At 69.9% G+C, this 18,778-nt stretch carries 20 protein-coding genes; 13 read left to right on the forward strand and 7 right to left on the reverse strand.

The window, feature by feature from the left end; all coding sequences use genetic code 11:
• Positions 1-156 precede the first annotated feature (156 nt).
• Positions 157-1,917 carry a proteasome ATPase gene (gene arc / locus AB0H56_RS19840; RefSeq protein ID WP_280346864.1) on the forward strand — a complete coding sequence of 587 codons (1,761 nt, stop codon included), beginning with the start codon at positions 157-159 and terminating at the stop codon, positions 1,915-1,917.
• A gap of 314 nt (positions 1,918-2,231) precedes the next feature.
• Here the strand turns inward: arc and AB0H56_RS19845 are convergent, their stop codons facing one another.
• Positions 2,232-2,921: a peptidylprolyl isomerase gene (locus AB0H56_RS19845; RefSeq protein WP_357165076.1), complete on the reverse strand. Its 690-nt coding sequence runs from the start codon at positions 2,919-2,921 to the stop codon at positions 2,232-2,234.
• Positions 2,922-3,044: 123 nt separating this feature from the next.
• Complete coding sequence (locus tag AB0H56_RS19850; protein WP_357165079.1) at positions 3,045-3,542, reverse strand: hypothetical protein; 498 nt, start codon at positions 3,540-3,542, stop codon at positions 3,045-3,047.
• A gap of 69 nt (positions 3,543-3,611) precedes the next feature.
• On the opposite strand from AB0H56_RS19850, the gene AB0H56_RS19855 reads away from it, so the two are divergent.
• Both AB0H56_RS19855 and AB0H56_RS19860 read left to right on the forward strand, forming a co-directional pair.
• Positions 3,612-3,980: an arsenate reductase family protein gene (locus tag AB0H56_RS19855; protein ID WP_357165082.1), complete on the forward strand. Its 369-nt coding sequence runs from the start codon at positions 3,612-3,614 to the stop codon at positions 3,978-3,980.
• 96 nt (positions 3,981-4,076) lie between these two features.
• Positions 4,077-4,385, forward strand: coding sequence for a hypothetical protein (locus AB0H56_RS19860; RefSeq protein WP_110041270.1), 309 nt, complete (start codon positions 4,077-4,079; stop codon positions 4,383-4,385).
• A gap of 1 nt (position 4,386) precedes the next feature.
• On the opposite strand, the gene AB0H56_RS19865 is transcribed toward AB0H56_RS19860, so the two are convergent.
• The 3 genes from AB0H56_RS19865 to AB0H56_RS19875 form a co-directional block, all read right to left on the reverse strand.
• Positions 4,387-4,917, reverse strand: coding sequence for an NUDIX domain-containing protein (locus tag AB0H56_RS19865; RefSeq protein WP_357165085.1), 531 nt, complete (start codon positions 4,915-4,917; stop codon positions 4,387-4,389).
• A 28-nt stretch (positions 4,918-4,945) separates the two neighbouring features.
• Positions 4,946-5,821: a membrane protein insertase YidC gene (yidC, locus tag AB0H56_RS19870; RefSeq protein ID WP_357165088.1), complete on the reverse strand. Its 876-nt coding sequence runs from the start codon at positions 5,819-5,821 to the stop codon at positions 4,946-4,948.
• An 82-nt stretch (positions 5,822-5,903) separates the two neighbouring features.
• Entirely contained in the window at positions 5,904-6,203 is a 300-nt protein-coding gene (locus AB0H56_RS19875) for a DUF6412 domain-containing protein (RefSeq protein ID WP_357165091.1), read from the reverse strand.
• 74 nt (positions 6,204-6,277) lie between these two features.
• Here AB0H56_RS19875 and AB0H56_RS19880 point away from each other — a divergent pair, with 74 nt between their 5' ends.
• Positions 6,278-7,006: a TetR/AcrR family transcriptional regulator gene (locus AB0H56_RS19880; protein ID WP_357165093.1), complete on the forward strand. Its 729-nt coding sequence runs from the start codon at positions 6,278-6,280 to the stop codon at positions 7,004-7,006.
• Position 7,007: 1 nt separating this feature from the next.
• Here the strand turns inward: AB0H56_RS19880 and AB0H56_RS19885 are convergent, their stop codons facing one another.
• Entirely contained in the window at positions 7,008-8,186 is a 1,179-nt protein-coding gene (locus tag AB0H56_RS19885; RefSeq protein ID WP_357165096.1) for a DUF418 domain-containing protein, read from the reverse strand.
• Positions 8,187-8,321: 135 nt separating this feature from the next.
• On the opposite strand from AB0H56_RS19885, the gene dop reads away from it, so the two are divergent.
• The 5 genes from dop to pafA all read left to right on the forward strand — a co-directional run bounded on the left by dop (position 8,322) and on the right by pafA (position 13,264).
• Positions 8,322-9,821, forward strand: a complete 1,500-nt coding sequence (dop, locus tag AB0H56_RS19890; protein WP_110041276.1) for a depupylase/deamidase Dop — start codon at positions 8,322-8,324, stop codon at positions 9,819-9,821.
• A 117-nt stretch (positions 9,822-9,938) separates the two neighbouring features.
• Positions 9,939-10,133, forward strand: coding sequence for a ubiquitin-like protein Pup (locus tag AB0H56_RS19895; RefSeq protein ID WP_067492090.1), 195 nt, complete (start codon positions 9,939-9,941; stop codon positions 10,131-10,133).
• Positions 10,130-10,975 carry a proteasome subunit beta gene (prcB, locus tag AB0H56_RS19900; protein ID WP_357165100.1) on the forward strand — a complete coding sequence of 282 codons (846 nt, stop codon included), beginning with the start codon at positions 10,130-10,132 and terminating at the stop codon, positions 10,973-10,975. Before AB0H56_RS19895 ends, prcB begins: the two co-directional genes overlap by 4 nt.
• On the forward strand, positions 10,972-11,739 hold the full coding sequence (prcA, locus tag AB0H56_RS19905; protein ID WP_357165103.1) for a proteasome subunit alpha: 768 nt from the start codon (positions 10,972-10,974) through the stop codon (positions 11,737-11,739). The genes prcB and prcA overlap by 4 nt, the downstream gene beginning before the upstream one ends.
• 166 nt (positions 11,740-11,905) lie before the next feature.
• Entirely contained in the window at positions 11,906-13,264 is a 1,359-nt protein-coding gene (pafA, locus tag AB0H56_RS19910) for a Pup--protein ligase (protein ID WP_186817494.1), read from the forward strand.
• 92 nt (positions 13,265-13,356) lie between these two features.
• On the opposite strand, the gene AB0H56_RS19915 is transcribed toward pafA, so the two are convergent.
• Positions 13,357-13,992 (reverse strand): TetR family transcriptional regulator, encoded by a 636-nt coding sequence (locus tag AB0H56_RS19915; protein WP_357165107.1) that lies wholly within the window; start codon positions 13,990-13,992, stop codon positions 13,357-13,359.
• A gap of 140 nt (positions 13,993-14,132) precedes the next feature.
• Between AB0H56_RS19915 and AB0H56_RS19920 the strand changes: the two genes are divergently transcribed.
• From AB0H56_RS19920 to AB0H56_RS19935, 4 genes are read left to right on the forward strand one after another with little or no spacing between them, the layout of a single operon-like run.
• Complete coding sequence (locus AB0H56_RS19920; protein WP_357165110.1) at positions 14,133-15,284, forward strand: acyl-CoA dehydrogenase family protein; 1,152 nt, start codon at positions 14,133-14,135, stop codon at positions 15,282-15,284.
• A 16-nt stretch (positions 15,285-15,300) separates the two neighbouring features.
• Positions 15,301-16,053, forward strand: a complete 753-nt coding sequence (gene fabG, locus AB0H56_RS19925) for a 3-oxoacyl-ACP reductase FabG (protein ID WP_357165113.1) — start codon at positions 15,301-15,303, stop codon at positions 16,051-16,053.
• Positions 16,054-16,069: 16 nt separating this feature from the next.
• Positions 16,070-17,227 carry an acyl-CoA dehydrogenase family protein gene (locus tag AB0H56_RS19930; RefSeq protein ID WP_357165116.1) on the forward strand — a complete coding sequence of 386 codons (1,158 nt, stop codon included), beginning with the start codon at positions 16,070-16,072 and terminating at the stop codon, positions 17,225-17,227.
• A gap of 11 nt (positions 17,228-17,238) precedes the next feature.
• The gene (locus tag AB0H56_RS19935) at positions 17,239-18,732 is read left to right on the forward strand and encodes a long-chain fatty acid--CoA ligase (protein ID WP_357165119.1); all 1,494 of its coding nucleotides are present in this window, start codon (positions 17,239-17,241) and stop codon (positions 18,730-18,732) included.
• The last annotated feature ends 46 nt before the right edge of the window (positions 18,733-18,778 follow it).

Here is an 18,778-nt window from a genome sequence, read left to right on the forward strand (position 1 = left end):
CCCCGGTCGGGGTGTTAGGGGAGCCTAACAGGAGAATATTCGTCGCTGGATGTCGTACCGACCGTACAAGATGTGATCACGACGAAACCATGTCGGAAAGCGAGAACGGACCGCGCCCGGTAGCGTTGAAAGACCGGGACTGGGAGGAGCAGCATCATGAGCCCCAACGAGAATTCGGATTCGGCGGCCTGGCGAGAGCTCGAGGCGGTACGCGCCGAGGCGGCTGCTCTCCGCAGGCAACTCGCCGACTCGCCGGATCGCACACGCGAATTGGAAGCACGGATCGATTCGCTCACCATCCGCAACGGCAAGCTGATGGACACGCTCAAGGAAGCGCGTCAGCAGCTGATCGCACTGCGGGAGGAAGTCGATCGGCTCGGGCAGCCGCCCAGCGGTTACGGCATCGTCATCCATGCCTACGAGGACCAGACGGTCGACGTCTTCACCTCCGGTCGCAAGATGCGCCTCACCTGCTCGCCCAACATCGACGTCGCCACCCTCGAGTACGGCCAGACCGTTCGCCTCAACGAGGCGCTCACCGTCGTCGAGGCGGGCACCTTCGACGCCATCGGTGAAATCGGCACGCTGCGCGAGATTCTCGACGACAACCGTCGCGCCCTGGTGGTCGGCCACGCCGACGAGGAGCGCGTGGTGTGGCTGTCCGGCCCGCTGAGCAAGCTGGCCGAGTTCGACGACCTCGACGACCCGGACGCCCCGATTCGCCGTCTGCGCCCCGGTGATTCGCTGCTGGTCGACACCAAGGCCGGCTTCGCCTTCGAACGCATCCCCAAGGCCGAGGTCGAAGACCTTGTCCTGGAAGAGGTTCCCGACGTCGACTACACCGACATCGGTGGTCTCGGCAGGCAGATCGAGCAGATCCGCGACGCGGTGGAACTGCCCTTCCTGCACAAGGATCTGTTCCGCGAGTACGCGCTGCGCCCGCCCAAGGGCGTGCTGCTCTACGGTCCGCCCGGCTGCGGTAAGACGCTGATCGCCAAGGCCGTCGCCAACTCGCTGGCCAAGAAGATCGCCGAAGCCCGTGGTGAGGACGCCAAGGAGGCCAAGTCCTTCTTCCTCAACATCAAGGGCCCCGAGCTGCTCAACAAGTTCGTCGGCGAGACCGAGCGCCACATCCGGATCATCTTCCAGCGGGCGCGCGAGAAGGCCTCCGAGGGCACCCCGGTGATCGTGTTCTTCGACGAGATGGACTCGATCTTCCGCACCCGTGGGTCGGGTGTCTCCTCCGACGTGGAGACCACCGTTGTGCCGCAGCTGCTTTCGGAGATCGACGGCGTGGAGGGCCTCGAGAACGTCATCGTGATCGGCGCCTCCAACCGCGAGGACATGATCGACCCCGCGATCCTGCGGCCCGGCCGCCTGGACGTGAAGATCAAGATCGAGCGGCCGGACGCGGAGTCGGCGCAGGACATCTTCTCCAAGTACCTCACCGAGACGCTGCCGCTGCACGAGAGCGATCTGCGCGAGTTCGACGGCGACAAGGCCGCGTGCGTGGAGGCGATGATCGAGAAGGTCGTCGAGCGGATGTACGCCGAGAGCGACGACAACCGGTTCCTGGAGGTCACCTACGCCAACGGTGACAAGGAGGTCCTGTACTTCAAGGACTTCAACTCCGGCGCGATGATCCAGAACATCGTGGACCGGGCGAAGAAGTACGCGATCAAGTCCGTGCTCGACACCGGCAACCCGGGTCTGCGGATACAGCATCTGTTCGACTCGATCGTCGACGAGTTCGCCGAGAACGAGGACCTGCCCAACACCACCAACCCCGATGACTGGGCACGGATCTCGGGCAAGAAGGGCGAGCGGATCGTCTACATCCGCACCCTGGTCACAGGCAAGAACGCCTCGGCCAGCCGCGCGATCGACACCGAGTCCAACACCGGTCAGTACCTGTAGGTCCACGTCCGGGCGGAGGCCGCGTTCCCTGGGGACGCGGCCTCCGCGCGTCGCGGGGTTCGGTGCGGGTTTTTCGCGAAAACGCCGCGCGACAAAGAGTGAATAGGGCATGCTTCACTTGTTCGTCACACCTGATGAGGACGCGTAACCGAGGAGTGTGCCCCATGGCCGGTTCAGCTGCTGAGTTCTTGACCGAAGTGATCCTGCAGACGATCCAGAATCTGTTCAGCTCGATCAGCGCGGGCTGATCCACCCACCCGCACGGCGAGGGCCGCGTCTCCCACCCGGGAGACGCGGCCCTCGCTCGTCGGGGGTCAGCCCTGGGCGACCGTCACGGCGTTGAGGACGACGTCGGCGACCGGCTTGCCGTCGGGGCCGCCGCCGACGACACCCGCGCCGGCGACGGTGGTGAGCACGTCCAGCCCGGCGGTCACCCGGCCGAACGGGGTGTAGTTCGGCGGCAGCGGGGTGTCGTGGTGGACCAGGAAGAACTGGCTGCCGTTGGTGCCGGGGCCCGCGTTGGCCATCGCGACGGTGCCCGCCGGGTAGACCGCGCCGGCGAGATTCTCGTCGCCGAAGCGGTAGCCGGGGCCGCCGGTGCCGGTGCCGGTGGGATCGCCGCACTGCAGCACGTAGATGCCGTCGGTGGTGAGGCGATGACAGCGGGTGTGGTCGAAGTAGCCCTCACCGGCGAGGAAGGCGAACGAGTTGACCGTGCGCGGCGCTGCGGCGGCGTCGAGCGCGATCGAGATGGTGCCGCAGGTGGTCTCCAGCGTCGCGGTGTGCGTGGCGGCCTGGTCGATCGTGAGGGCGGGCTCGACGGGCCACTGCTTGCCGTTGGGGGCGCCCGCGAGCGCCGGGGCGCAGCCGGGCACTGTCTGATGGACGGGCGCGGCGGGCGCGGTGGGCGCGAGCGCCACCACGGCGGCCACGGCGGCGGTGAGGCCGAAGGCCGCGCGGCGGGCGGTGGCGACGATGGATCGGTCCTGCGTGTGACTGCTCACCTGGACGGTGTCTCCTCGAGATGGGGTGCTGCCGGACGATGTATCGCGCATCCTGCCAGTCGCGGGCGCCGGGAGCCAGACCCCGGCACTCCCGCGGCCGGAGGTGGTTGTGGCGGTGGGGATTCAGCGCGGGGTCAGCTGCACCACGACGCCGCCCTGCTGCCAGGTCTGGTAGATGTCGGCCTTGGCGGGCTCGCCGTCGGGGGTGTAGCCGATGCCGTTGAACTTGGCGTTCTGCTTGTTGTCCCGCGCGATGACGGCGTAGAGCTCGAGGACGGCCTGTTCGTCGGAATGCACGGTGGCGCGGAAGGTCTCGGGCGCGCCGCCGCGGGTGAGGGTCACCTCGGCGCCGCCGGTCAGATTCTTGACCCAGGGCCGCAGCGCCGTGCCGACGAGCAGCGTGCCCTGGTGCTTCGTGTAGGCCACGGGAACGTCGTAGACCTTGCCGGACTTGCGTCCGGTGACGTGCAGCGTCGCGAGCCGCTTGCCGACGATGCCGGACAGCACCGGCACTTTCAGCAGTCCGCGCACGACGCTGTTGACCCTGTGCTGATAGGGCCGCAGCGGTTCGGGGCCGGTGGTTGTCGGTGTGCCGTAAGGGTTTTCCGAAGTGGAGGTCATGTCTCCAGTATCAGCCCGTCGCCGCGCGGGCGCCACTGCCGCCGATCGCGAACCCATTACGCTGGGACGATGACTTCCGAACCGACCGAGATCTGGCACAACCCGCGATGCTCGAAGAGTCGCAACGCCACCGCGCACCTGGACGCCGCCGGGGTCGCCTACACCGTGCGCCGCTACCTCGACGACCCGCCCACGGTCGCCGAACTGCGCGCCGTGCTGGCCCGGCTCGACGCGCGACCGTGGGACATCACCCGCACCGGTGAGGCGATCGCCAAGGAACTCGGGATCCCGGGCTGGGGGCGCACCGACGCCGATGAGGACCGGTGGCTGGCCGCGCTCGCCGAGCATCCCCAGCTGATCCAGCGGCCCATCGTGCTCACCGCCGACGGTGGCGCGGTCGTGGCCCGCGACGACGAATCCCTGCGCGAACTGGGCTGATCCGCGATAGCTCGCCGGTAACTATTCGGGCACGGCCGTAACGGGCGAAGCGATTCCCATGATGTAGATCACATCATCGGGACATGGGAGGTTGACATGAAATCGCTTCGCAAGCTCGCCGTCGGCGTGACCGCCGCCGGACTCATCGGTGCCTCGACCCTGCTCGCCGCACCCGCCCAGGCCCAGCCGCCGGGGCACTGCTCGGTGAATCCCATCGCGGGCACCGGCGCGTTCTCCCAGTGCGGCGATCCGGTCTGGCACCAGGTGCGGGTCACCTGCTGGGCCTGGTGGAACTGGTTCAGCAGCTACGAGCGGTACGGTCAGCCCGCCTTCGGTGGATTCCACTCCGAAACAGCCTGTGACCTGCCGTTCAGCATGCAGACCTGGCAGGTGATCGTCTACTGAGTCAGCCGCGGCCGTCGAGCAGGCCGTCGAGGAGGACGCGGGTGTCGGGGACGAACGGCCAGGCCGGATCGCGCAGGTGGGCCCGCAGTTCGTCATCGCGCCACCACCAGCCGTCCGCGATCTCGGACGGCTGGTGCCGGATCGGCCCGTCGTAGCGGACCTCGTAACCGAACAGGTGGCAGCGCAACGGTTTTCCGGCCCAGACCCCGTCCCAGGACACGGTGGCGCGCAGAACCGGTGCCACACCGTCGATGCCGAGCTCCTCGCGCAGTTCCCGCACCGCGGTCTCGGCGGGGTCCTCGCCCGCGTCGACCACGCCGCCGGCCAGGCAGTCGTGCATCCCCGCGAAGACGAGTTTGCTGTCGGTACGCCGGTGCACGTAGATCCGGGCGCCATCGCCCGAGCGCACCAGCACCCCGGCGCTGGCGTGCCAGAGTCCGTCGCGGTAGACGAGGCCGCGCTCGGCCGCGCCGACGACCCGGCCCGCGGCATCGTAGACGGCGAGCAGTTCCGACTCGGGATTCGCGGTCACCGCCCGAGGGTAACCCGGGCGGCGCCCCTCACCGCCGCCGTGGCTTCGCCCCCGGACGCGGCGCCGACGCGCTCGCCCGTGCGGCGGCCGCGGCCGCGGCGAGGGCGGCCTCGCCGTCGAGCTTGCGGCGGATCAGGTACTGCTGGCCGCAGGTCCATGCCGCGTTGGTGGCGAAGTAGACCAGCACCGCGATCGGCAGGATCGCGCCGCTGACCAGCGCGCCCGCCGGGAACACCCACAGCGACAGCCGCCGCATGATCGCCGCGGTGCCGTCCGCGGCCGGGGGCGTGAGCCGCGCGGTGAGGTGGGTCGCCAGCGCGGTGAGCAGCACCAGCGGGACGGCCAGCGCGGCCACCACCGCGAGGTGGTCGCCGGCGGCGGTGATGGTCGCCGACAGCGGTGCGCCGAAGTTCCGGGCGTCGAGGAAGGCGTGCACCTCGGGGACGCCGAGCAGATAGTTCGCAGTCTCCCGATTCACCTCCGCCGACAGGGGCGTGTCGGTCGAGGTGAACGGGCCGACCGCGTGCGCGCCGGTGCGGTCGAACGAACGCAGCACGTGGAAGAGGCCGAGGAAGACCAGCGCCTGGGCGAACAGCGGGACCAGGCCGGCGAACAGGCGGACGCCGTGTTCGCGGTGCAGGGCCCGGAGATGCTCGGCCTGCGCGCGCTGGTCGTCGGCATGGCGGCGGCGGATCTTGTCGATCTCGGGTTGCAGGGAGCGCAGCAGCGCCTGGGAGCGGGCCTGGCGCAGGGCGGGCCCGATCAGCAGTGCCCGCACGGTGACGACGAGCGCGACCACGGCCAGCAGCCACGCGAGCCCGTCGGCGGGACCGAGGGGGAGGGCGAAGAGCCGGTGCCAGCACCAGAGCGCGGCGGACACCGGGAAATAGACGATATCGAGCATGACGGAACGACCTGTCCGGAAGGGCGTGCGCGAACGCACGAGAGAGGAAGGGGATCACCGGATCCGACAGGCGCGCGGCCCGTCAGAGGTGGTCGTCTCCCGGTGCTCGAGGTCGTGGCCGCCCCGCGGCGTCCGGATTGCTCTGGGGCAGAAAGGCGCCGCGCAGACGGCGCTGCGCCGAGCGCGGTGGGCCCACCGCGGCCACCCGGACGGGGACCAGCCGGTGGCCGGTGAGCGCGACCAGCGCGCAGGCCATGGTCGCGGCGATCGCGCCCGCGGCGACGAGATGCGCGGTCTCCCCGCCGGGGGTGCTGACGAGCACGACGGCGGGCAGCAGGTACGCGAGAACCGCGTAGACCGTGACCATCGCCGGAGACCGCATGCCGACGAGCATACCGAGCCCGGTAACTGCGACGATGTGTCTCGCGCACCTGCGGCACGCGTATCGTGACCACTGTGACCGCACCATCCGCTCAGCACCCGCAGCCCGTCGGCGACGGGCGCGCCACCCGTTGGCAGGGACACAAGGCCAAACGCCGTGCGGAGATGATCGACGCGGCGGTCGAGGTGATCGAGGAACACGGCGTCGAGATCTCGGTGCAGTTGATCGCCGAGCACCTGGCCCTGCCGCGACCGGTGGTGTACCGCCACGTCGGCGGCCGCGCCGAGCTCGACGCGCTGGCCCGGCAGCGCATCCTGGAACTGCTGCTCGCGGAGCTGCTGCCCGCGCTGCGCCCCGACGGCACCCTCAAGGACGCGGTGCGCGGTGCCATCGGTACCTATCTCGGCTGGATCGACCGGCATCCCAATCTGCACCGCTTCCTCGGTGACGCCGCGCCCGAGGGCAGCGGCGCCAGTCTCGGTGGCGCGGGCCGCGAGGTCGGTGGACAGCTGGCCGACATGTTCGCGGCGAGTCTGGCCCGCTTCGGTATCGATTCCGCCCGGGCCAGGCCGATGGCCTTCGGGATGGTCGGCCTCGTCGACGGGGTGGTGGCCAGCTGGCGGGCCGACGCGCAGCCGGTGCTGTCCACCGAACAGATCCAGGGCATCCTGACCGAATCGGTGCTGTCGCTGTTCGAAGGCAACGCCCGCAGTCTCGGTGTTCCGCTGCAACGGGATTCGCTGGTGTCGGACCTGCTCGTCGCGCCGGACGCCGCTCCGCCGCCCGCGGAGCGGTTCCGCTGACTCAGCCCGCCACCAGCTGATAGGTGCGGTGCCACAGCCACTCCACCGGCCCGCGCTGGAAGCGGCGCAGCCACAGGTGCGCGAACAGCGTGATCAGGGCGACCACCAGCAGGTAGATCCCGATCGTGAACGGGACACGCGCGGCTTCGGAGGTCCGTGCCGCCAGCCCGAAGCCCCAGCCGTAGCACAGGATTCCGGCGATCAGGTTCTGCAGGATGTAGCAACTGAGCGCGGTTCGGCCGACCTCGCCGAGCCGCGCGCCCGCGAACCCGACGCGCGGTCGGCGCAGATAGAACTCCGCGACCGCGGCCAGGATGCCCAGCGCCACGAACGGCGCGGTCCCGTAGCGGGTGAGCATGATCAGGCCACCGCCGCCGAAGACGCCGACCGCGAAGTCCAGCGGCGCGGCGACGGCGAAACCGATCACCATGAGCCGCTGCCGGATTCGCGCGCCCTCGGGCCGGAACACCCCGGCGTGGTAGAGCCGCGCGCCGAGCAGGAACAGCGCCACCGACATCGGGAACACCAGCAGCGCCTCGAGCCGGAACGCCGCCACATGGTCGAGCCGGAACAGCACCAGATCCCAGAACGAGCCGTCGGCGTAGGGATTCGGATCCAGCGGCGCCGAGGCGGCCCGCTCGCCCTCGGGCGCGAAGGCCAGCGCGGCCGCGATCAGGGTGAGCATCGTGACGTGGATCGAGGTGGCCACGATCAGCCAGCGCCGCTGGGCCCGTTCGCTCGTCGCCAGCAGGTAGGCGACCACCAGGCCGGTCACCGCGTAGCCCATCAGCACGTCGAACTCGGCGACGAGCAGGAAGTTCAGCACGCCGTCCAGGAACAGCAGTCCCGCTCGCCACGGGTACTTCCCCGGCCAGGCGCGGCCGCCACGGCGGGCCGAGGACTGCTGGATGGCCAGGCCGATGCCGAACATCACCGTCAGCAAGCCGAGGAACTTGCCCTGGGCCAGCTGCTGCAAGACCCGCTCGGTCCACGCCCAGCCGTTCTCGGCTGCCCCACCCAGATGCTCGATGTAGCCGACCAACCCGGCGGGATCGGTGAAGATCCAGATGTTCGTGCCGAGCGTGCCCAGGATGGCGATACCGCGCAGGACGTCCAGCGCGATCAATCGGCCCCCTCGCGCGGCGGTTCCGGTGGCCAGTTGCTGCACGGATTCGCTCATGGACCGAGTATCGCGACCGCGGGGGCGCGGCCGGATCGCCCGCGAGGACCATCCCGGGTCCGCCGGGAGGGGGACCCGGGGTCCACTGGACGGAGATGCGGGTGCGGGTCGGACGCGTCGCCTAGGCTCGACGGCATGCAGCGCATCATCGGAATCGAGGTCGAGTACGGCATCTCGACCCCCACGGAGCCGACGGCCAACCCGATCCTGACCTCCACCCAGGCCGTGCTCGCCTACGCGGCCGCCGAGGGGGTGCCGCGGGCCAAGCGGACCCGCTGGGACTACGAGGTGGAATCCCCGCTGCGTGACGCGCGCGGTTTCGATCTGAGCCGGATGAGCGGGCCCGCCCCGGTCATCGACGCCGACGAGGTCGGCGCGGCGAACATGATCCTCACCAACGGCGCCCGGCTCTACGTCGACCACGCCCATCCGGAGTACTCCGCGCCCGAGGTCGTCGACCCGCTCGACGCCGTCATCTGGGACAAGGCGGGCGAGCGGGTGATGGAGGCCGCCGCCCGGCACGCCTCCAGCGTGCCCGGCGCCCCGCGCCTGCAGCTGTACAAGAACAACGTCGACGGCAAGGGCGCCTCCTACGGCACCCACGAGAACTACCTGATGAACCGCGACACCCCGTTCAGCCACATCATCGCGGGCCTGACCCCGTTCTTCGTCTCCCGCCAGGTCATCTGTGGTTCCGGTCGGGTCGGCATCGGCCAGTCCGGTGACCACGCCGGCTTCCAGCTGTCCCAGCGCGCCGATTACATCGAGGTCGAGGTCGGTCTCGAGACCACGCTCAAGCGCGGCATCATCAACACCCGCGACGAGCCGCACGCCGACGCCGACAAGTACCGGCGCCTGCACGTGATCATCGGCGACGCCAACCTGGCCGAGATGTCGACCTACCTCAAGGTCGGCACCACCGCGCTGGTGCTCGACCTGATCGAGGCGGGCGAGGACCTCTCGGAGTTCCAGCTGGCCCGTCCCGTCACCGCCGTGCACCAGATCAGCCACGACCCGTCGCTGCGCGCCACCGTCGCCCTGGCCGACGGCCGGGAGCTGACCGGCCTTGCGCTGCAACGGCTCTACCACGAGCGGGTCGCGAAGTTCGTCGACCGCGAGGGCAACGACGACCCGCGCGTGCGCGACATCGTCGACAACTGGGCCATGGTCCTCGACCTGCTCGAGCGCGATCCGATGGAGTGCGCCAACCTGCTCGACTGGCCCGCCAAACTGCGCCTGCTCGAAGGCATGCGCAGCCGGGAGGGCCTCGGCTGGGCCGCGCCCAAGCTGCACCTGATGGACCTGCAGTACTCCGACGTGCGCCTGGACAAGGGCCTCTACAACCGCCTGGTGGCGCGGGGATCGATGAAGCGGCTGGTCAGCGAGCAGGACGTGCTCGACGCCATGACCAACCCGCCCACCGACACCCGCGCGTACTTCCGTGGCGAGTGCCTGCGCCGGTTCGGCGCCGACATCGCCGCCGCCAGTTGGGATTCGGTGATCTTCGACCTCGGCGGAGACTCGCTGGTGCGCATCCCCACACTCGAGCCGCGCCGGGGCACGAAAGCCCACGTCGGCAAGCTGCTCGACGCCGCGGAGTCGGCGGCCGAGCTGGTCGACCAGCTCACCCACTGACGCGGATACCGGCACGACCGGGCGACAATCCGATCGCTAATCGACCATGTTGTCGGATCCGCTCGGTAGGGTTGAAGGACGAGCACGATCATTGAGTGGAAGAGGAGGTCGGCTGCCATGGCACAAGAGCAGACCAAGCGCGCCGGGGGTGGCGACGAGGACGAGGGGCCCGAGGGCGACGGCGCGGCGGGACAGGAGCGCCGCGAGAAGCTCGCGGAGGAGACCGACGACCTGCTCGACGAGATCGATGACGTGCTCGAGGAGAACGCCGAGGACTTCGTGCGGGCCTATGTGCAGAAGGGCGGCCAGTGACCTCAGGTGACCCGTTGCGCCTCCATGCCGGACAGGCGCTGTCCTCGTTCACCGAACATCTCCGTATGCACGCGCCGGACCTGTTGCCCGCCAACAGGTTCGGCGCGGGCGATCTCACCGCCGGCGCGGACTTCGCGCCGCACGGCACCACCATCGTCGCGGTCAGCTACCGCGGCGGTGTGCTGATCGCGGGCGATCGCCGCGCCACCCAGGGCAACCTGGTGGCCTCGCGCGACATGGAGAAGGTGTACATCACCGACACCTTCTCCGCCGCGGGCATCGCGGGCACGGCCGGGCTGGCCGTGGAGATGGTGCGGTTGTTCGCGGTCGAACTGGAGTACTACGAGAAGATCGAGGGCGTTCCGCTCACCTTCGACGGCAAGGCGAACAAGCTGTCGAAGATGGTCAGGGACAACCTGCCCGCCGCGATGCAGGGACTGGCGGTGGTGCCGCTGATCGTCGGGTACGACGACCAGGTCACCGACCCCGACAAGGCCGGACGGATCGTCTCGTTCGACGTCGTCGGGTCGCGCAGTGAGGAACGGTTCGGCTACACCGCGGTGGGGTCGGGCTCGATGTTCGCCAAGTCCTCGCTCAAGAAGACCTACCGCCCCGGCCTCGACCAGGATCTCGCCCTGCGGATCGCGGTCGAATCGCTGGTCGACGCCGCCGACGACGACACCGCCACCGGTGGGCCCGACCCGCTGCGCGGGATCTACCCGACGGTGGTGCTGATCGACGCCGAGGGCGCGATCGAGGTGGACGAGGAACGACTCGGTGCGGTCGCCACGGCCATCGCGGCCGACCGGAGCGCCGCGCAGAACGGGGGTGCCAGCGCATGACGCTGCCGTATTACGCGTCCGCCGAGCAGATCATGCGGGACAAGACCGAGCTCGCCCGCAAGGGCATCGGCCGTGGCCGCAGCGTGGTGGTGCTGGTGTACGACAAGGGTGTGCTGTTCGTCGCGGAGAACCCGTCGGCGACCCTGCACAAGATCAGCGAACTCTACGACCGCATCGGTTTCGCCGCGGTCGGCAAGTACAACGAGTTCGAGGCCCTGCGCCGGGGCGGCATCCTGCAGGCCGACCTCAAGGGCTACCAGTACGACCGGCGCGATGTCACCGGTCGTTCGCTGGCGAATCTGTACGCGCAGAGCCTGGGCTCGATCTTCACCGATCAGCTCAAGCCCTACGAGGTGGAGCTGTGCGTCGCCGAGGTCGGGTATCCGGAACAGGCGCCGGCCGCGGTGCTGTACCGGATCACCTTCGACGGGTCCATCGTCGACGAACGCGAGTACGTCGTCATGGGTGGCACCACCGAGCCGATCCTGACCGCGCTCAAGGCGGCCTACAAGCCGGGCCTGAGCCTGGACGAGGCGCTGAAGGTGGCGATCGGGGCCCTGCAGGCCGGGCAGCCGGAGGCCGACAAGGACAAGCGCACCCTCGGTGTCGCCTCGCTCGAGGTCGCCACCCTGGAGCAGTCCCGCCCGCGCCGGGCGTTCCGCAGGCTGCAGGGCGCCCCGCTCGAGCAGGCGCTGGCCGGATCCGCGGGCCAGCAGGTCACCGAGGTGACGCTGCCCGAACCCGAGGACGGCGCGGGGGAGTAGACACCGCCGTCACGATCATGGTCGGGCCCGCGAACCAGCACGGTTCGCGGGCCCTTCCGCGTGCAGGTCACCGGGTCGTTCGCTGTCCGAATCGTTGTGAACACGTATGCGAATGGGTTGTCCGGAGCGCCGCGCGGGCACTGGTCATGGCTGTAGTGTCGATAGTGTGCAGCGACGAATCATGGGGATCGAGACCGAGTTCGGTGTGACATGCACCTTCCACGGTCACCGTCGGCTGTCCCCCGACGAGGTGGCCCGGTACCTGTTCCGCCGGGTGGTGTCCTGGGGCCGTAGCTCTAATGTCTTCCTTCGCAACGGTGCCAGGTTGTACCTCGACGTCGGATCGCATCCCGAGTACGCGACGGCCGAATGCGACAGCCTGGTGCAGCTGGTCACCCACGACCGGGCCGGTGAACGGGTCCTCGAGGACCTGCTGATAGACGCCGAGCAGCGGCTCGCCGAGGAGGGCATCGGCGGCGACATCTACCTGTTCAAGAACAACACCGACTCCGCGGGCAACTCCTACGGCTGCCACGAGAACTTCCTCGTGGTCCGCGCGGGCGAGTTCTCCCGGATCTCCGACGTGTTGCTGCCGTTCCTGGTCACCCGCCAGCTCATCTGCGGCGCGGGCAAGGTGCTGCAGACACCGAAGGCGGCCACGTTCTGCCTGTCGCAGCGCGCCGAGCACATCTGGGAGGGCGTCTCCTCGGCGACCACCCGCTCGCGCCCGATCATCAACACCCGCGACGAGCCGCACGCCGACGCCGAGAAGTACCGGCGCCTGCACGTGATCGTCGGTGACTCCAACATGGCCGAGCCGACCACCATGCTCAAGGTGGGCACGGCGTCGCTGGTGCTGGAGATGATCGAGGCGGGCGTGTCCTTCCGCGACTTCGCCCTGGACAACCCGATCCGCGCGATCCGCGAGGTGAGCCACGATCTGACCGGCCGCCGTCCCGTGCGGCTGGCGGGCGGGCGGCAGGCCAGCGCGCTCGAGATCCAGCGCGAGTACTACGCCCGCGCGGTGGAGCACCTGCGCAACCGCGACCGCGATCCGCAGGTGGACGCGGTGGTGGACCTGTGGGGCCGCACCCTCGACGCGGTCGAGGCGCAGGACTTCGCCAAGGTCGACACCGAGATCGACTGGGTGATCAAGCGCAAGCTGTTCCAGCGCTACCAGGACCGCTACAGCATGGAGCTGTCGGACCCGAAGATCGCCCAGCTCGACCTGGCCTACCACGACATCAAGCGCGGCCGCGGCGTGTTCGACCTGCTGCAGCGCAAGGGCCTGGCCAAGCGGATCACCGAGGACGAGGCCGTCGACGCCGCGGTGGAGACCCCGCCGCAGACCACCAGGGCCAAGCTGCGCGGCGATTTCATCACCGCCGCCCAGGAGGCCGGGCGCGATTTCACGGTCGACTGGGTGCATTTGAAGTTGAACGATCAAGCGCAGCGCACCGTGTTGTGCAAAGATCCGTTCCGGTCGGTCGACGAGCGCGTCGACCGCCTGATCGCCTCGATGTAGGCGACACCCCCGGACGGGGGGACAGATGACGGGACCGGCGGCGCATGGGAGCGAAGGCGTAGGCGCCACCGGTCCCGTCGTCGTTCGCGGACTCAGCCGGCGCCGACGACCGTCGCGTAGGTGGCGCCCAGCCCGGCGATGAACGCGCTCAGCGCCAGCTCGAAGCTGTCGTCGTCGATCTCGTCGGCGACCGCGCGCAGCAGGTGCGCCTGGTTCAGGTGCGGGTAGCGGTCGCGGTAGACCTGCACGTCGTCGGCGAAACCGCTCGCGAACGAGCCGACGGTCGAGCCCATCACCAGATAGCGCGTCGCCGCGCCGATCATCGTGGCGTAGCGCGGCGGCCAGCCCGCGCCGACCAGCCCGCCGTGCACGGCGTCGGCGGCGCGCAGGTTCTCCGCGCGCCGGCCGGGGCCCGCGGCCAGATAGGGGACGAAGTTCGGGTGCGCGACCAGCGCCGATCGGTAGCTGCGCGCCCAGTCCGCCAGGGCGATGTCCCAGCGCGCGGTGTCGAACGCCGAGGTGTCCACGTGGCTCATGATGCCGGTGGCGATGTCGTCGAACAGGTCGTCCTTGGTGGGGTAGTGGCCGTAGAGCGAGGCCGCTTGCACGCCGAGTTCGGCGGCCAGCTTGCGCATGGAGACCTCGGCCAGGCCGTCCCGGTCGATCAGGGTCAGCGCGGCCTCGCGAATGCGCTCGCGGCTCAACAGCGGCACGCGGGGCCTGGCCATGCGCCACTCCTGTCTGGTCGGTGGGGTCGGTGCGGGTTCGAACGCTATCACCGATCTCCGATTCGGCTCTTGATTAACCGAACGGCGTTAGGATACGGTGCCCGAGTAAACCTAACAACGTTCGGTTCAGGAGTGGTCCCGTGGATCTCCAACTCACGCCAGCGCATCGCGACCTGCGCGAGCTCGCCCGCACCTGGGTGGACAAGGAAGTCGTCCCGTTCGCCGCGGGCTGGGATCGCGACGAATCGGTCGACCCGGCCATCGTCGGCAAGCTCGGCGCGCTGGGCTTCCTCGGCATCGGGATCGACGAGGAGTACGGCGGCTCCGGCGGCGACATGCTCGCCTACTGCGTGCTGCTCGAGGAGCTCGGGCGCGGTGACAGCGCGGTGCGCGGCGTCGTGTCGGTGTCGCTCGGCCTCGTCGGCAAGTCGATCGCCCGCTACGGCAGCGTGGAACAGAAGAACCGCTTCCTGCCCGGCCTGTGCGCGGGCGAGCAGCTGGGCTGCTTCGCGCTCACCGAGCCGGGGACCGGCTCCGACGCCGCGAACCTGACCACCCGCGCGACGCGCGACGGCTCGGACTGGGTCATCGACGGCACCAAGATCTTCATCACCAACGGGACCTGGGCCGATGTCGCGCTGGTTTTCGCCAGGACCGGCGGCCCCGGACCGCGGGGGGTCACCGCGTTCCTGGTGCCCACCGAGACTCCGGGATTCGGCCGGACCGAGATCAAGGGCAAGCTCGGGCTGCGTGGCCAGGCCACCGCCGAACTGGTCCTGGACAAGGTGCGAATCCCCGACGCCCTGCGCCTCGGCGCGGAGGGCGAGGGCTTCCGGATCGCGATGGCGGCCCTGGACAAGGGTCGGATCGGCGTGGCCGCGGGGTGCGTCGGGGTGGCGCGCGCCTGCCTCGAGGCGTCCGTGCGGTACGCGGGGGAGCGCGAGCAGTTCGGCAAGCCGATCGCGGGCTACCAGCTGGTGCAGGAACTGCTCGCCGACATCGCCGTCGACACCGAGGCCGCCCGGCTGCTGGCCTGGCGCGCCGCCGATCTCGTCGATCGCGGGGAACCGTTCGGCACGGCGGCCTCGATGGCGAAGCTGTTCGCCTCCGAGGCCGCGGTGAAGGCCGCCAACAACGCGATCCAGGTGTTCGGCGGCTACGGCTACATCGACGAGTACCCGGTCGCCAAGTATCTGCGCGACGCGCGCGTGCTGACCCTCTACGAGGGCACCACCCAGATCCAGAAACTGCTCATCGGCCGCGCCCTCACCGGCGTGAACGCCCTTGTCTGACCCCAGGAGTACCCGCATGACCAGGAGAACCGCCTTCGTCACCGGCGCCGCCCGCGGCATCGGCGCCGCCACCGCCGCCCGGTTGGCCGCCGACGGCTGTGCCGTGGCCGTCGTCGATCGCGACACCGATGCCGCGGTGCTCACCGCGGGCCGGATCACCGCGGCGGGCGGCACCGCCGTCGGCATCGGTTGCGATGTCGCCGACGAGGATTCGGTCGCCGCGGCGGTCGCGCGCGCGGTCACCGATCTCGGCGCGCTCGACGTGCTCGTGAACAACGCGGGCGTGCTGCGCGACAACCTGCTGTACAAGATGTCGGTGGACGACTGGGACACCGTCATGGCGGTGCACCTGCGCGGCGCGTTCCTGTGCAGCCGGGCCGCGCAGAAACACATGGTCGACCACGGCGGCGGCGCGATCGTCAACACCTCGAGCGTGTCGGCGCTGGGCAACCGGGGCCAGGCCAACTACGCCGCCGCGAAGGCGGGCATCCAGGGACTCACCCGCACGCTGGCCATGGAGCTCGGCCCGTTCGGCATCCGCGTCAACGCGGTGGCGCCCGGCTTCATCGCCACCGAGATGACGGCAGCCACCGCGGCGCGCGTCGGGGTGAGTGCCGAAGAGCTGCAGGCGAAGACGGCCGCGATCACGCCGCTGCGCCGGGTCGGCACCCCCGACGACATCGCGAACGTGGTGGCCTTCCTGGCCTCCGACCAGGCCGGTTTCGTCACCGGCCAGACCCTGTACGTCGACGGCGGACGCCGTCTCTGATTTCGGAGCACAACACATGCAGCGCACAGTTTTCACCGACGAGCACGACGCGTTCCGCAAGACCGCGCGTGCCTTCATCGAGAGCCAGGTCGTCCCGGTGTACGACCAGTGGTACGAGGCGGGGATCGTGCCGAGGGAGTTCTATCGCAGCCTGGCCGAGCTGGGTGTCTTCGGCATCGAGGTGCCCGAGGAGTACGGCGGCGCCGGGATCGACTCGTTCAAGTTCCAGGCCGTGCTGATGGAGGAAACCGCCCGCGCCGGTGTGTCCTTCGGTGGTTCGGGTGTGCACGTGGGCCTGTGCCTGCCGTACCTGAAGAAGCTGGCGACCGAGGAGCAGAAGCGGCGCTGGCTGCCCGGCTTCGTCACCGGGGAGACGATGTTCGCGATCGCCATGACCGAACCCGGCACCGGCTCGGACCTGGCGGGCATGCGCACCACCGCGCAGCTGTCCGAGGACGGCACCCACTACGTGCTCAACGGCGCGAAGACCTTCATCACCGGCGGCGTGCACGCGGACCGGGTGATCGTGTGCGCGCGGACCGCGCCGCCCTCGGACACCGATCGCCGCCACGGCATCTCGCTGCTCGTGGTCGACACCGCCGCGCCCGGGTACGCCGTCGGCCGCAAGCTCGACAAGCTCGGGCTGAAGGTCTCCGACACCGCCGAGCTGTCCTTCACCGACGTGCGCGTCCCGGTCACCGACCTGCTCGGCGAAGCGCACCGCGGCTTCGACTACCTGGGCCAGAACCTGCCCCAGGAACGGCTCTCGATCGCGGTCGGCGCCTACGCCCAGGCCAAGTCGGCGATCCGGTTCGCCCTCGAATACACCAGGGGCCGCACCGTTTTCGGGCAGCCGGTCGCGAACTTCCAGAACACCAAGTTCGAGCTGGCCGCCTGCCAGGCCGAGGTCGACGCCGCCGAGGCGGTCGTCGACCGGGCCCTGGACGCCCTCGACAACGGTGTCCTCACCGCCGCCGACGCCGCCTCGGCGAAGCTGTTCTGCACCGAGGTCGCGTCCCGGGTGATCGACCGCTGCCTGCAGTTGCACGGCGGCTACGGCTACATCACCGAATATCCGGTGGCCCGCCTGTACGCCGACAACCGGGTCAACCGCATCTACGGCGGCACCAGCGAGGTCATGAAGATGATCATCGCCAAGAACATGGGGCTCTGAAGGGAATCACTATGAACGCCACGCTGTCCCTGGCGAGCATCCTCGCCGAACCCGCCCGCCGCCGTCCGCACCATCTCGCCCTGGTCGAGGGCGAGACCCGCATCACCTTCGCCGAGTTGTGGCGCCAGGCCCGCGAACAGGCGGGCGCGCTGATCGCCCGTGGTGTCCGGCCCGGTGACCGGGTGGCACTGCTTTGCCCGAACACCGCCGACTTCCCCCGGGCCTACTTCGCGATCCTCGCCGCGGGCGCGACGGTCGTGCCGGTGCACCTGCTGTTGACCGCGCCGGAAATGGAGTACGTGCTGCGCGACAGCGGCGCGTCCCTGCTGATCTGCCACCCCGTGGTGGCCGACACCGGGGCCGCGGCCGCCCGCGCCGCCGGTATCGACAGCGTCGAGCCTGCCGCGCTGGCCGGCGAGGCGATCCCCGCCTTCGTCTCCCGCGGTCCCCTCGACACCGCCGTCGTCTTCTACACCAGCGGGACCACCGGCACGCCCAAGGGCGCCGAGCTGAGCCACCTGAACATGGTGATGTGCGCGACCGTGAACACCTTCGACGCCAACGAGATCCGGCCCGACGACATCGCGCTCGGCGCGCTGCCGCTGTTCCACGTCTTCGGGCAGACGGTGTCGATGAACTCGCACTGGCGCATCGGCGCCACCCTGGTCCTGATGCCGAGATTCGACGCCGCCACCGCGATCTCGCTCATGACGGCGGAACGGGTGAACGTCTTCCACGGCGTGCCGACGATGTACCACGCGCTGATCGCCGCGGCCGCCGACGCGCCCGCGCTGCCCGCGCTGAAGTTGTGCATCAGCGGCGGCGCCGCCCTGCCCGCGACCGTGCTGGAAGACTTCGAGCGCGCGTTCGGCGCCCAGGTCCTGGAGGGCTACGGCTTGTCGGAGACCTCGCCGACCGCGGCGGTCAACCAGCCTGCCTACGGCGCGGTGGCGGGCTCGGTGGGGCATCCGGTGTGGGGAGTCGACGTCGAGATCGCCGATCCCGACATCCCCGACCGCATCGAGCTGCTGCCCGTCGGCGCGACCGGCGAGGTGGTGGTGCGCGGGCACAACGTGTTCAGCGGTTACACCGGCAGGCCCGAAGCCACCGCGGCGGCCGTCATCGACGGCTGGTTCCGCACCGGCGACCTGGGCACCCGCGACGAGACCGGCCGGATCCGCATCGTCGACCGGGTCAAGGAGATGATCCTGCGCGGCGGATTCAACGTGTATCCCACCGAGGTGGAGGGCGCGCTGCTGCGGCATCCGCGGATCGCGCAGGTCGCGGTGATCGGCGTGCCCGACGAGCACTACGGCGAGGAGATCCTGGCCGTGGTGGTGCCCGACGGCGAGCTCACCGCCGCGGAGGTGATCGAGTTCGGCAAGCAGCAGGTGGCCAGGTACAAGTACCCGCGCCGGGTCGAGTTCGTCACCGAGCTCCCGCTCGGTCCCACGCACAAGGTGCTCAAGCGGGAACTGCGCGCACGCTTCGGCGCGGCGGGCTGACCGTCACCGTCCGACGCGCCCGGTGATGGGTCGCGGTGCGGCGGTG

Origin of the sequence: Nocardia sp. NPDC050717 (genome assembly GCF_040654275.1) — a bacterium.
Taxonomy (GTDB): domain Bacteria; phylum Actinomycetota; class Actinomycetes; order Mycobacteriales; family Mycobacteriaceae; genus Nocardia.